General features: G+C 67.3%; 8 protein-coding genes. 5 read left to right on the forward strand and 3 right to left on the reverse strand.

From position 1 onward, the window contains the following. The first annotated feature begins 11 nt into the window (after positions 1–11). Positions 12–284 carry a helix-turn-helix domain-containing protein gene (locus ACEN9Q_RS14475; RefSeq protein ID WP_056435822.1) on the forward strand — a complete coding sequence of 91 codons (273 nt, stop codon included), beginning with the start codon at positions 12–14 and terminating at the stop codon, positions 282–284. Here ACEN9Q_RS14475 and ACEN9Q_RS14480 read toward each other — a convergent pair. Continuing rightward, positions 259–990, reverse strand: a complete 732-nt coding sequence (locus ACEN9Q_RS14480) for a helix-turn-helix transcriptional regulator (RefSeq protein WP_082547690.1) — start codon at positions 988–990, stop codon at positions 259–261. The two genes, ACEN9Q_RS14475 and ACEN9Q_RS14480, sit on opposite strands and share 26 nt — an antisense overlap. Before the next feature lie 458 nt (positions 991–1448). Here ACEN9Q_RS14480 and ACEN9Q_RS14485 point away from each other — a divergent pair, with 458 nt between their 5' ends. After that, entirely contained in the window at positions 1449–6377 is a 4929-nt protein-coding gene (locus tag ACEN9Q_RS14485) for a response regulator (protein ID WP_495625070.1), read from the forward strand. Next, positions 6377–7240 (forward strand): CheR family methyltransferase, encoded by an 864-nt coding sequence (locus ACEN9Q_RS14490; RefSeq protein WP_495625071.1) that lies wholly within the window; start codon positions 6377–6379, stop codon positions 7238–7240. The genes ACEN9Q_RS14485 and ACEN9Q_RS14490 overlap by 1 nt, the downstream gene beginning before the upstream one ends. Before the next feature lie 637 nt (positions 7241–7877). Here the strand turns inward: ACEN9Q_RS14490 and ACEN9Q_RS14495 are convergent. Then, positions 7878–8501 carry a glutathione S-transferase family protein gene (locus ACEN9Q_RS14495; RefSeq protein WP_495625072.1) on the reverse strand — a complete coding sequence of 208 codons (624 nt, stop codon included), beginning with the start codon at positions 8499–8501 and terminating at the stop codon, positions 7878–7880. A 171-nt stretch (positions 8502–8672) separates the two neighbouring features. Between ACEN9Q_RS14495 and ACEN9Q_RS14500 the strand changes: the two genes are divergently transcribed. Then, entirely contained in the window at positions 8673–11360 is a 2688-nt protein-coding gene (locus ACEN9Q_RS14500) for a M1 family metallopeptidase (RefSeq protein ID WP_495625073.1), read from the forward strand. A 9-nt stretch (positions 11361–11369) separates the two neighbouring features. On the opposite strand, the gene glpD is transcribed toward ACEN9Q_RS14500, so the two are convergent. After that, on the reverse strand, positions 11370–12926 hold the full coding sequence (glpD, locus tag ACEN9Q_RS14505; protein ID WP_495625074.1) for a glycerol-3-phosphate dehydrogenase: 1557 nt from the start codon (positions 12924–12926) through the stop codon (positions 11370–11372). A gap of 154 nt (positions 12927–13080) precedes the next feature. Between glpD and ACEN9Q_RS14510 the strand changes: the two genes are divergently transcribed. Further along, the gene (locus ACEN9Q_RS14510) at positions 13081–13719 is read left to right on the forward strand and encodes a phosphohydrolase (RefSeq protein WP_495625075.1); all 639 of its coding nucleotides are present in this window, start codon (positions 13081–13083) and stop codon (positions 13717–13719) included. The last annotated feature ends 61 nt before the right edge of the window (positions 13720–13780 follow it).

The raw sequence follows: 13780 nt of genomic DNA on the forward strand, positions 1-13780 counted from the left end.
GAGGAGCTGCGATGGCTAATGATTTCGTTACCGAAGCAAGCCTGCGTGAACCGTTGGCAGGCACCCTGGTGAAGCCGCCCGCTTCACTGTCGCCCTCCATCGGCGATCTGAAGAAATATCGGATCAGCAAACGCGAGAGTCAGGAAAAATTCTGGGGCCGTTTCGGCGTCACCCAGTCCAGCGGCAGCCGCTTCGAAACGGGTCTGGCCATACCGGCCCCGGTCGCCCTGCTGTTGAAGCTGTATGTCAACGGCAAGCTCAACGATGGTGATCTTCTGGGGTGATCAAACCCAAGGAAATTGCACGCACGACCGCCTGTTGCCGGGTGTTGACGTTGAACTTCTGCCGGATATTACCCATATGGAAGTTTACCGTCGCCTCGGAGCAGCCGGTGATTTTTGAAATCTCCCACGACGATTTGCCCACCATGACCCAGTTGAGCACTTCCAGCTCGCGCGGGGTCAGGCGCGGCGCCGCCTCCTGCGTCGGCGGCGGGCAGAAACGCACGCCCGACGCAAACGCATAATCCCGCACCAGCGCCAGATCCGGCAGCATGCTCGCCACGTCGCGCACGAACGCGCCGTCGGCCGCCGCGTCGACGGCAAAGCTCAGCAGGCCAAACTCCCCGTTCGGACCGTGGATGGGAAACGTCACGCCGGCCCGGATGCCATGGGTGCACGCTTCCTCGTACAAGGCGCGCTGGGCCGGGCTGCGGAAGAGCTCGGGCTGCCACACCAGCGGCAGCGTGGTGGCCATGCAATGGCTGACGACCGGATCGACATAGGCGAACCGCTCGGCGTCGTAGCGCTCCCGCCATTTCGTCGGATAATTGCTCTGAATAAATGCATTTTCGAGGCGCGCATGCCGCGAGCCGGACATGCCGAACAAGACCTTGTCGAATCCATACTGCCGGCCCAGGGCGAACAGCGCTTCGCCCCAACTGGACGCGGTGTCGGTATGTAACAACTCGTCCAAATCGACGGTCTTCATGGCTGCCTCGCGCTATTGATGTGGGATGTAACGACACCCGGTATGCTAGATGAGTTGTAACCAAAAAGCACGAAAAATTAGTCTTTTATTCATTATGGCAGAGCACTGGCTTTTGCTCAGTTGTCGTTCCGATACACGCCGAACGCGGCCCGCCATCGAATCGTGCGCCAGCCTCTACGCTTTTCGATTATCCTCGCGCGAATTGTCCGTTTAAAATTTCAAAAATGCAAGTTTTTCTATGGAATCCGTAACAATCTCGCCGAGCGGTCGCCGCCCATGCTTGACTTGACTGGACACCGGAGTATCTTTGCATTTTCTAGACATTTAACAATACGCGCTCGTCCAAAATCTTGTTCGCGATACCCATCCGGATTACAGCGGCCCCCGCGGCCGCGCGCTACCGGCGCCCGCCGGCGCCCTGCCCTTCCCTTCTTTCCCTACTCGAGGATCTTTAGTCAATGAATAATATGACCGACATGGCTGAACAGCTCGACGTCAAGCTGCTGCTGTCCACGCTGATGGCGCTGAAAAAGGGGGATTTCTCCGTGCGCATGCCGTCCGACTGGACCGGCGTGTCCGGCAAGATCGCCGATACCCTGAACGACATCATCGAGACCAAGGAAAAGATGGTCGAAGCGGTCACCGAGGTGTCGCGCGTCGTCGGCCGCGAGGGCCACCTGACGCAGCGCGCCTCCGTGCCGGGCGCGGCGGGCGGCTGGTCGACCATCATCAGCTCGGTCAATACGCTGATCGACGACCTCGTGCGCCCGACGACGGAAATGGCGCGCGTCATCGGCGCCGTCGCGAAGGGCGACCTGTCGCAGACGATGGCGCTGGAAGTCGACGGCCACCCGCTCAAGGGCCAGTACCTGCGCGCGGCGACCACCGCGAACACGATGGTGGAACAGCTGTCGTCGTTCTCGTCCGAGGTGACGCGCGTCGCGCGCGAGGTCGGTACGGAGGGCAAGCTGGGCGGCCAGGCGTATGTGCCGGGCGTCGCGGGCACGTGGAAGGACTTGACCGACTCCGTGAACTCGATGGCGGGTAACCTCACGTCGCAGGTGCGTAACATCGCGGAGGTGACCACCGCCGTGGCGAACGGCGACTTGTCGAAGAAGATCACGGTGGACGTGCGCGGCGAGATCCTGCAGCTGAAGGACACCATCAACGTGATGGTGGACCAGCTGCGTTCCTTCGCGTCCGAGGTGACGCGCGTGGCAAGGGAGGTCGGTACGGAAGGCAAGCTCGGGGGCCAGGCGTACGTGCCGGGCGTCGCGGGCACGTGGAAGGACTTGACCGACAACGTGAACTTCATGGCGTCCAACCTCACGGGCCAGGTGCGCAACATCGCGGCGGTGACGACCGCGGTGGCGAACGGCGACCTGTCGAAGAAGATCACGGTGGACGTGAAGGGCGAGATCCTCGAACTGAAGAACACCATCAACGTGATGGTGGACCAGCTGTCGTCGTTCGCATCGGAGGTGACGCGCGTCGCAAGGGAGGTCGGTACGGAAGGTAAGCTCGGCGGCCAGGCGGTGGTGAAAGGCGTCGCGGGCACATGGAAGGACTTGACCGACTCGGTGAACTCGATGGCGGGCAACCTCACGGGCCAGGTGCGCAACATCGCGGACGTGACGACCGCCGTCGCGAACGGCGACCTGTCGAAGAAGATCACGGTGGACGTGAAGGGCGAGATCCTCGAACTGAAGAACACGATCAACGTGATGGTGGACCAGTTGAACTCCTTCGCGTCCGAGGTGACCCGCGTGGCGCGGGAGGTCGGTACCGAAGGCAAGCTGGGTGGCCAGGCGAACGTGCCGGGCGTCGCCGGTACGTGGAAAGACCTGACGGACGGCGTGAACTCGATGGCGGGCAACCTGACGGCGCAGGTGCGTAACATCGCGGAGGTGACGACGGCCGTGGCGAACGGCGACCTGTCCAAGAAGATCACGGTGGACGTGAAGGGCGAGATTCTCGAACTGAAGAACACCATCAACGTGATGGTGGACCAGTTGTCCTCGTTCGCATCCGAGGTGACCCGCGTCGCGCGCGAGGTCGGCACGGAAGGCAAGCTGGGTGGCCAGGCGTACGTGCCGGGCGTTGGCGGTACGTGGAAGGACTTGACCGACAACGTGAACTTCATGGCGTCGAACCTGACGGGCCAGGTGCGTAACATCGCGGCGGTGACCACCGCCGTGGCGCGCGGCGACCTGTCGAAGAAGATCACGGTGGACGTGAAGGGCGAGATTCTCGAACTGAAGGACACCATCAACGTGATGGTCGACCAGCTGTCGTCGTTCGCATCGGAAGTGACGCGTGTGGCCCGCGAAGTGGGTACGGAAGGCAAGCTGGGCGGCCAGGCGAACGTGTCCGGCGTGGCCGGCACGTGGAAGGACTTGACGGAGAACGTCAACCAGCTCGCGGCGAACCTGACCAACCAGATGCGCGCGATCGGCGAAGTGGCGACGGCGGTGACGCGCGGCGACCTGTCCCGTTCCATCCAGGTGGAAGCGCGCGGCGAGGTGTCCTACCTGAAGGACAACATCAACGAGATGATCCGCAACCTGAAAGAGACGACGCAGAAGAACGCCCAGCAGGACTGGCTGAAGACCAACCTGGCGCGCTTCACGCGACTGTTGCAGGGCCAGCGCGACCTGCAGGCCGTGACGAAGCTGATCCTGTCCGAACTGGCGCCGCTGGTGTCGGCGCACCACGGCGTGTTCTACATGATGGATTCGCAGGAAGCCGACGCGCGCCTGCGCATGATCGCGTCGTACGGCTACCGCTCCAGCCGCAAGCTGCCGACGTCGTTCCTGCCGGGCGAAGGCCTCGTGGGCCAGTGCGCGCTGGAGAAGACCCGCATCTGGCTGACGGACGTCCCGCGCGACTACATCGTCGTGTCGTCCGGCCTCGGCTCGGCGCCGCCGACCAACATCGTCGTCCTGCCGATCCTGTTCGAACAGCAGGTGAAGGCCGTCATCGAGATCGCGTCGCTGGACCGCTTCACGGAAACGCACCTGTCGTTCCTCGACCAGCTGATGGAATCGATCGGCGTCGTGCTGAACACCATCGAGGCGAACAGCCGCACGGAATCGCTGCTGACCCAGTCGCAATCGCTGGCGCAGGAACTGCAGCAGACCAACCAGGAACTGGCGGAAAAGGCGCGCCTGCTGTCCGAGCAGAACATCGAGGTGGAGCGCAAGAACCGCGAGGTGGAACAGGCCAAGCTGGCGCTGGAAGAAAAGGCCACGCAGCTGGCGCTGTCGTCGAAATACAAGTCCGAGTTCCTGGCCAATATGTCGCACGAGCTGAGGACGCCGCTGAACTCCCTCCTGATCCTCGCGCAGCAGCTGTCCGATAACCCGGAGGGCAACCTGTCGTCCAAGCAGGTGGAATTCGCGAAGACGATCCACGGCTCCGGCTCCGACCTCCTGACGCTCATTAACGACATCCTCGACCTGTCGAAGATCGAGTCCGGCACCGTCACGCTGGACGTCTCGGAATACCGCTTCTCGAACCTGCGCAACTACGTCGACCGCACGTTCCGCCACATGGCCGAGGCGAAGCACCTGGGCTTCACGGTGGAGCTGGCGGACAACCTGCCGACCGCCGTGATGACCGACACGACGCGCCTGCAGCAGGTGCTGAAAAACCTGCTGTCGAACGCGTTCAAGTTCACCAGCCACGGCAACGTGTCGCTGATGATCAGCCTCGTGACGAGCGGCTGGACGGCCGACCACCCGCACCTCCTGCATGCGGACGCCGTGCTGGCGTTCTCGGTACGCGACACGGGCGTCGGCATCCCGTCCGACAAGCTGCAGCTGATCTTCGAGGCCTTCCAGCAGGCCGACGGTTCCACCGCCCGCAAATACGGCGGCACGGGCCTGGGCCTGTCGATCTCGCGCGAACTGGCGCGCTTGCTGGGCGGCGAAATCAGGGTAGAGTCGACAGTCAACATCGGCTCCACGTTCACGCTGTACCTGCCGTACAACCGCGCCGGCTTCATCAACTACGAGCAGACCCGCCAGCCGCAACCGGCGCGCCTGGCGCCGCCGCCGTCGCAATCGTCCGTCGTCCCTGCGCGCACCTTGCTGCTCGAGGCCGAGACGGATACCGATGCCGGCAATGCCGTCACGAGCCTTGCGCTGTCCGATCCGTCCGGCAGCCTCGTCGAATATGCGACCATGCTGGACGACCGCGGCCTGATCGTGCCGGGCGACCCGTCCGTGCTGATCGTCGAGGACGACGAGCGCTTCGCCAAGACCCTGCTCGAATTCGCCCGCGAAAAGAACTTCAAGGGCATCGTCACGCACCGCGGCGATTCCGCGCTGTCGCTGGCGCGCGACTACCTGCCGTCGGCGATCCTGCTCGACATCGACCTGCCCGACATCGACGGCTTCACGGTGCTCGACCGCCTGAAACGCGATCCGAGCACGCGCCACATCCCGGTGCACGTGATGTCGTCGCTGCGCGAGCGCGAGCGCGCGCTGCGCCAGGGCGCCATCTCGTACATCAACAAGCCCGTGAGCCGCGAGATGCTGCAGGAGGAATTCAAGCGCATCCAGAAATTCCTCATGGGCGGCAAGCGTTCGCTGCTCGTCGTCGAGGACGACATGGCGCAGCGCGAATCGATCGTGGGCCTGATCGGCGACTCCGACGTGCGCATCGTGACGGCGGAAGACGGCAAGGCCGCGCTGGACGCGCTGGCCCAGCAGCACTTCGACTGCATGGTGCTGGACCTGACGCTGCCCGACATCTCGGGCTTCGACCTGCTCGACCAGATCGGCAAGCAGCAGGCCTTGCGCGACCTGCCGATCGTGATCTACACGGCGCAGGAACTGTCGCGCAAGGAGGTCACGAAACTCAAGCGCTACGCCAAGACCATCGTCGTCAAGGACGCGCGCTCGCCCGAACGCCTGCTCGACGAGACGGCGCTGTTCCTGCACCGCTCGCAGGCCAGCCTGCCGGAGACGCAGCGCAAGATGCTGGAAGAGATCCACGCGCTCGATTCCGGCCTCGCGGGACGCAAGGTGCTGATCGTCGACGACGACCTGCGCAACATCTTCGCGCTGTCCTCGCTGCTGGAGCGCCAGCAGATGCAGGTGCTGTTCGCCGAGAACGGCCGCGACGGCATCGAGGTGCTGGAAAAGGACCCGAGCATCGAGATCGTCCTGATGGACATCATGATGCCGGAGATGGACGGCTACGACACGATGCGCGCCATCCGCCGTATCCCGAAGTTCAAGTCGCTGCCGATCATCACGCTGACCGCCAAGGCGATGAAGGGCGACCGCGACAAGTGCATCGCCGCCGGCGCGTCCGACTACATCACCAAGCCGGTCGACGTGGCCCAGCTGCTGTCGATGATGCGGGTGTGGTTGCATTGATGGCTGCGGTAATCGGCACATCGAATGCGTGGACCGGCCTGGCGGCCGGGCTGGCGATCGAGGAACTGGAAACGCAGCTGCTGCTGGAAGCCTTGTTCCAGCGCTTCGGCCACGATTTCCGCGCCTACGACCGCCACGTCCTGCGCATGTGGCTGGCGGACGCCATGCGCGCGCAGGGCGCCGCCACGCTGTCCGGCCTGCAGGAAAAGGTGCTGCACGATCCGGCCGCGTCGGCCGCACTGCTGCGCATGCTGTCGCCGCAGCCTGCCGCCCTGTTCGACGATCCGGACCACACGCAGCGCCTGCGCACCGTGCTGGCGCCGTCGCTGCGCGCCTCGCCCCTGCCCCGGGTGTGGATCGCGGAATGCGCGGGCGTGGGCGAAGCGTGGACGCTCGCCGTCGTGCTGGCGGAAGAAGGCGTGCTGGGCAAGCTGGACATCCACGCGACGCTCGCCAACGAGGATCTGGTGGCGCAGCACCAGGACGCATGGCTGCCCGTGGCCGACCTCGACGCCGCGCAGTCGCGTTACGCGGCCGGCGGCGGCCAGGCGGCGCTGCCGTCGTACTTCGACGTGCGCGACGGCCGCGCGCGCCTGCAGCCGCACCTGCGCCGGCGCATCACGTGGTCGCAGTACAGCCTCGTGACGGATGCCTCGTTCAATGAGTTCCAGGCGATCCTGTGCGGCAGCGCGCTGTCCGACTTCGGGCCCGTGCTGCGCCAGCGCGTGCTGCGGCTGTTCCACGACAGCCTGGCGCGCTTCGGCGTGCTGTGCCTGGACCGGCCGCTGTCCGTGTCGGATGCCTATGCGGGGACGTACCAGGCGATCGAGGGCGACCGGCCGTGGTACAAGCGGGTCGGATAAGCGCGATGTACGTCAGCGCATAACCGTCGCCCCCGCGCAGGCGGGGGCCCAATTTCGCACGCGCATCGGCAACACACTTCGCACGCGCATCGGCAACGCGTGCTACTTGGGTTCCCGCCAAGGCGGACGGCCAGTCCGGGAACGACGGTCAAAGGAACGTCGCGCGCTCGCGCGCTCCGCGAACGTTGGCTCAAAAACGTCGCCCCCGCGAAGGCGGGGGCCCAATTTCGCACGCGCATCGGCAACGCGTGCTACTTGGGTTCCTGCCAAGCGGACGGCCAGTCCGGGAACGGCGGTCAAAGGATCGTCGCGCGCTGGGGCGCTCCGTGAACGTTGGCTCAAAAACGTCGCCCCCGCGAAGGCGGGGGCCCAATTTCGCACGCATATCGGCAACACGTGCTACTTAGGTTCCCGCCTTCGCGGGAACGACGGTCAAAGGATCGTCGCGCGCTCGGGCGCTCGGGCGCTCGGGCGCTCGCACGCTCGCACGCTCCGCGAACGTTGGCTCAAAAACGTCGCCCCCGCGAAGGCGGGGGCCCAATTTCGCACGCGCATCGGCAACACACTTTGCACGCACACCGGCAACGCACGCAACCCGGGTTCTCTCCAAACCGGACTGCCAGTCCCGGAACGACGGTCAGTACACCTTCGCGCCCGGCCGCTCCGCAATCCGGTCGCGCCACCCCTGCAAATTCGCCAACCCCTCATCCGAGGGCCGGAACCGCATCAGCCCGCGCGCGAATTCCAGCGCGCAGAATGCCGTGATGTCGGCGATCGTGAAGCTGTCGCCGGCCACGTAGTCGCGGTCCGCCAGCACGCCGTCCAGCCAGCGCGCCGACTCGCGCACCCTGGCGCCCTGCGCGGCGCCGAAGTCGCCGAACTGCGGCTGCTCCAGCGCGGCCAGGCCGGGGTGCGTGTGGCGCACGCAGTTGGCGATGCGCAGGAACAGCTGCAGCTCGCAGCGGCGGTCCATCATCTCGATGAAGGCGCGTTCCTCGAAGCCCTCGCCCATCAGGTTCGGATGCGGGAACATCCCCTCCAGGTAAGTACAGATGGCGCGCGTCTCCGCCAGCGTGCGGCCGTCGTCCAGTTCCAGCACGGGCACCTGGGCCATCGGATTGAGGGCCATGAACGCCGCGCCGCGGTGCTCGCCCTTGCCCAGGTCGATCTGTATGGTGTGGATGCCGGCAATGCCCTTCTCGGCCATGAACATCAGGACGCGGCGCGGGTTCGGCGCCCGGCTGCTCGTGTACAGTTTCATGCGTCTGCTCCTCGTCTCGTCATGCGTCGCCGATCATACTCCACGCCGCGGCCCCTTCTGTCCACTTGTTCATTTGACAGGCCGCGCCGTTTGACCGTAGATTGCCAGACTGGCCGCGCGCACTACCCCAACCATCGCGCGCGTTCGACGTACATACTCGATAGGAATCCCATGCAACGCAGCCTGCTCTCCGCCGCCGTCATCCTCGCCCTGGCGGCCCTGCCCACCGTCCACGCCAGCGCCGCGCCTACCCGCGCCCACGCCGGCGCGGCGGCCACCGTCGACACCACGACGCAATTGCCGCGCAACGTCGTCCCCACCCACTACCAGATCTCGCTCACGCCCGATGCGGCCGCCGCGTCGTTCGGGGCCCGCGCCGTCGTCACGATCAACGTCACCAAGGCCACCGACAGCATCACGCTGAACGCGGCCGACCTGAAGTTCGCGCACGTGACGCTGGCGCCGGCCGCCGGCGGCGCCGCGCGCGATGCGACGGTGGCCGTCGACGCCGCCGCGCAGACCGCGACGTTCACCTTCGCGCAGCCCGTCGCGCCGGGCATGTACCACCTGGCGATGGATTACACGGGCGTGATCGGCACCCAGGCCGTGGGCCTGTTTTCGCTGGACTACCCGGGCGCCGACGGCAAGAAGCAGCGCGCGCTGTACACGCAGTTCGAGAACTCGGATGCGCGCCGCATGATCCCCTCGTGGGACGAGCCGGCGTACAAGGCGAGTTTCGCGCTGGACGTCGTCGTGCCGGCCGGCCAGATGGCCGTCAGCAACATGCCGGCGACGGCCACGGCGACGCTGCCGGACGGCCGCCGCCACATCAGCTTCGCGACGACGCCGAAGATGTCGACCTACCTGCTGTTCTTCGCCCTCGGCGACTTCGAACGGGCGGCCGCGAAGGTCGAGGGCACGGAGGTCGGCGTCGTCACCCGCCGCGGCGCGCTGCCGCAGGCGCGGTTCGCGCTCGACGCCCAGCAGTCGATCCTGCGCGAATACAACGATTACTTCGGCGTGCGCTACCCGCTGCCCAAGCTGGACAACGTGGCCGGCGCCGGCCGCAGCCAGTTCTTCGGCGCGATGGAAAACTGGGGCGCGATCTTCACGTTCGAATACGCGCTGCTGCTCGACCCGGCCATCGCGACCCAGCACGACCGCGAAGAGATCTTCGAGACCGCCGCGCATGAGATGGCGCACCAGTGGTTCGGCGACCTCGTGACGATGCGCTGGTGGGACGACCTGTGGCTGAACGAGGGCTTCGCCTCGTGGATGGAGAGCCGCACGACCGCCCGCCTGCATCCCGAATGGAACACCCACCTGGGCGCCGTCGCCACGCGCGAGCGCGCCATGCGCCGCGATTCCGTCGCCGGCACGCACCCGGTCGTGCAGCACGTGGAGACCGTCGAGCAGGCCAACCAGGCGTTCGACGAGATCACGTATTCGAAGGGCGAATCGGTGATCCGCATGCTCGAAGCCTATGTGGGCGAGAACGCCTGGAAGAGCGGCGTGCGCGCGTACATGAAGGCGCATGCGTACGGCAACACGGTGTCGGACGACCTGTGGAAGCAGATCGAGAAGGCGGCCGGCAAGCCCGTGACGGCCATCGCCCACGATTTCACCCTGCAGCCCGGCATCCCGCTGATCAAGGTGGGCGAGCCGGTGTGCCGCAACGGCGCGACGACCGTGGCGCTGACGCAGGCGGAATTCACGCGCGACCGGGCCGGCAAGGCGCCGCTCGCGTGGCGCGTGCCCGTCATCGCGCAGATCGCCGGCAACGCGAAGCAGGCGACGACGCTCGTCACCGGCGGCAAGGGCACGATCACCGTGCCGGGCTGCGGCGCCGTCATCGTCAACGCCGGCCAGACCGGCTACTACCGCACGCTGTACACCTCCGCCGACTTCGCGCAACTGGCGCAGCGGTTCGCGAGCCTGGCCCCGATCGACCAGATCGGCCTGCTGGCCGACAGCGGCGCGCTCGGCCTGGCGGGCCAGCAACCGGCGTCCGACGTGATGGACCTCGTGAAAGCGACGCCGGCCGGCGCCGATCCGGCCGTGTGGTCGCGCATCGGCGGCATGCTGGCCGACCTCCACACGCGCTACCGCGACCAGGCCGCCGGCGGCGACACCACGCGCATGCGGCGCTTCGACACCTTTGCGGTCGCGCGCCTGGCCCCGCTGATGGCGCAGGTCGGCTGGACGGCGCGGCCGGGCGAACCGTCGGCCGTGGCGAATCTGCGCGGCCAGCTGATCGTCGTGCTGGGCGACCTGGGCGACGCTACCATCATCGCCGAAGCGCGCCGCCGTTACGCCGCGCTGGCGACGAATGCCAACGCCGTGCCGGGACCGCTGCGCAAGACCGTCATGGGCGTCGTCGCCCAGCACGCCGACGCCGCCATGTGGGACCAGCTGCACGCGGCCGCCCGCAGCGAGACCAACCCGCTCGTGCGCGACCAGCGCTACACCTTGCTGGCCGCGGCGGACGACCGCGCGCTCGCCATGCGCGCCCTGCAACTCGCGCTCACGGACGAGCCGGGCCTGACGATCAGCGCGACGATGATCTCGGAAGTCGCACGGCGCTATCCGGACATGGCGTTCGACTTCGCCCTCGCCAACCTCGCCCGGATCAACGAGCGCGTGGACGCCAGCTCGCGCAGCCGCTACCTGGCGCGCCTCGCGATGGGCTCGTCGGATCCGGCGATGGTCGGCAAGCTGGAGGCCTATGCGCAGGCGAACCTGGCGCCGAGCTCGCGCGGCGACGTCGAGGCGGCCGTCGCCTCCATCAAGGACCGCATCCAGGTGAATGCGGCGCGCCTGCCGGAGATCGATGCGTGGCTGGCGAAGAACGCCGAATGACGCCAGGCTTCAGGGCACGGTGACCGTGCCGCGGCGTCGCGCGGCCAGCCACGCATCGAGGCGCCGGGCCGCACCCGGCGCCGCGTGCAGGCCGAGCTTCGTGCGCCGCCACAGGATGTCGTCGGCGTACGTGGCCCATTCCTGGCGCACGAGGTAGTCGGCCTCGACCTCGTACAGCCCGGTCACGATTTCCGCACCCAGGTCGGCGCGCGTGCGGCAATGGGCCAGCAGCGCGGACAGCCGCGTGCCGTAGCTGCGGGCATAACGCGTCAACAGGCCTTCCGGCAGCCAGGCGAATTGCTGGCGGCGCGTGCGCACCCACGCGTCGTATTCGAGCACCGCGCGCGCGATCGGCACCTTGCCGTACAAGTCGCCGCCCGGCAGGCAGGCGTGCGCGGTCCACGCTTCTACCCGCCGGCCGAGGACGGGGCCGATCCAGTCGACGGCCTGCTCGGCCAGTTTGCGGAACGTGGTGACCTTGCCGCCGAACACGGACAGCAGCGGCGCGCCGCCGGCCGTGTCCTGTTCGAACCGGTAGTCGCGGCTGGCCGACGAGGCGCAGCCGCCTTCGTCGCCGATCAGCGGCCGCACGCCCGCATAACTCCACACCACGTCGTCCGGTCCGATGCGGCGCTCGAAGCAGCGGTTCACGGCATCGCACAGATAGGCTGTCTCGGCGGGGCTGATCGCGACCCGGTCGAGGTCCTTCGCATCGTGGTCGACGTCGGTCGTGCCGACCAGCGTGAACGCGCCCTCGTACGGCAGCGCGAACACGATGCGGCCGTCGGGCTGCTGCAGCAGGTAGGCGTGGTCGCCGTCGAACAGGCGCGGCACGACGATGTGGCTGCCTTTCACGAGACGCATGGCCCGGGCCGGGCCCGCGCCGGCCGCCTGCAGGAAGCTGGCCGCCCACGGCCCGGCCGCGTTCACGAGGCAGCGCGCGTGCACGTGGACGTCGCCGCCCGGCCCCTGGAGGTCGGCCTCCCAGCGTTTTGTTTCGCGCCGCACCCGCACGCAGCGCGTGCGCGTGAGGATGGTGGCGCCGCGCTCGCGCGCGTCGAGCGCCGCCAGCACGACGAGGCGCGCGTCGTCGACCCAGGCGTCGGAATACGCGTACGCTTTCACGAACTGGCGCTGCAGCGTGGCCCCGGCCGGGCTCCCGTGCAGGGAGACGGTGCCGGACGGCGGCAGGAAATCGCGCGGCGCCAGGTGGTCGTAGAGAAACAGGCCGGCGCGGATCATCCAGCCCGGACGCTGCCCCGGCGCGCCGGCCGCCTGCGGCATCAGGAAACGCAGCGGGCGGATGATGTGCGGCGCGCTCTTGAGCAACACTTCGCGCTCGGCCAGCGCCTTGCGCACGAGCCCGAAGTGATACTGCTCGAGATAGCGCAGCCCGCCGTGGATCAGTTTGCTGGAAGCGGACGACGTGTGCTGCGCGAGGTCGTCCTTTTCGCACAGGACGACGCGCAGGCCGCGCCCGGCCGCGTCGCGCGCGATCCCGGCGCCGTTGATGCCGCCGCCCACGACGAGGACGTCGCAATCGATACGTTTGGCAAGTTCTCCCATGTCCACCACACTCCTGTTCGCCCGGACCCGCGTCCGGCCGCAGCCTACTATAATCCGCGAACGGGGCCCTGTGTTCGGCCACGTCAATCCGGCCGGGATCGGCCGGTGGGCCGTGTAGAATCGGACCATGACGACTGTTTCCCGAGATCCTTGAATGGCGCCCGATATGCGCGCCTGGGTACGCATGCCGTCCGGTAAACGGCTCGACCTGTTGAATCCGACCCCGTTCGACTGGGACGACAGCGACCTTGCCCTCGGCCTGGCCCGCACCTACCGCTGGGGCGGACATTCGGCCTGGCCGCTGCCGCTGTCCGTCGCCCAGCACTCGATCGCCGTCATGCTGTTGCGCCGCGCGGCGGCGCCGGCCCCGCTGGCCCCCGTCGTCGAACTGCGGGAACTGCTGCACGACGCCGAGGAAGGCCTGCTCGGCTTCGATGCCGTCTCGCCCATCAAACCCTTCCTCGGCGACGGTTTCCGCGCCCTCACCCGCCGGCTGGAACAGGCCGTCTTCCTGCGCTACCGCCTGCCCGCCTGGACGCCGGCCGAACACCAGTTGCACAAACGGGCCGACCGCCTGGCCGCCGCCAGCGAGGCCGTGCACGTGGCCGGCTGGTCGGAGCAGGAAGTGCGCACGACGCTCAAGATCCGCTCGCCCGTGCTGGAACGCGATCCGCTGGTCGACGCCTACGGCTGCCCGCCCTGGGAACCGTGGCCGCCGGGCCTGGCCGCGGAACGCTTCCTGGGCGAACTGGAACATCTGCAACGGCGGATCGACGAAGGCGACGCCGCGTGAATCCGGACCATGATGCCACCCTCGCCCGGGCGGCCGCGCTGCTGCGCGCCGCGGACGGGCT

This window comes from Massilia sp. Masssp93 (assembly GCF_059491295.1).

Excerpts from the sequence above, each read along its gene's own strand:
- ACEN9Q_RS14495 (WP_495625072.1), bottom strand. The coding sequence starts at position 8,501 with ATGAAACTGTACACGAGCAGCCGGGCGCCGAACCCGCGCCGCGTCCTG.
- ACEN9Q_RS14490 (WP_495625071.1), top strand. The coding sequence starts at position 6,377 with ATGGCTGCGGTAATCGGCACATCGAATGCGTGGACCGGCCTGGCGGCC.
- ACEN9Q_RS14480 (WP_082547690.1), bottom strand. The coding sequence starts at position 990 with ATGAAGACCGTCGATTTGGACGAGTTGTTACATACCGACACCGCGTCC.
- ACEN9Q_RS14510 (WP_495625075.1), top strand. The coding sequence starts at position 13,081 with ATGGCGCCCGATATGCGCGCCTGGGTACGCATGCCGTCCGGTAAACGG.
- ACEN9Q_RS14485 (WP_495625070.1), top strand. The coding sequence starts at position 1,449 with ATGAATAATATGACCGACATGGCTGAACAGCTCGACGTCAAGCTGCTG.
- ACEN9Q_RS14475 (WP_056435822.1), top strand. The coding sequence starts at position 12 with ATGGCTAATGATTTCGTTACCGAAGCAAGCCTGCGTGAACCGTTGGCA.
- glpD (WP_495625074.1), bottom strand. The coding sequence starts at position 12,926 with ATGGGAGAACTTGCCAAACGTATCGATTGCGACGTCCTCGTCGTGGGC.
- ACEN9Q_RS14500 (WP_495625073.1), top strand. The coding sequence starts at position 8,673 with ATGCAACGCAGCCTGCTCTCCGCCGCCGTCATCCTCGCCCTGGCGGCC.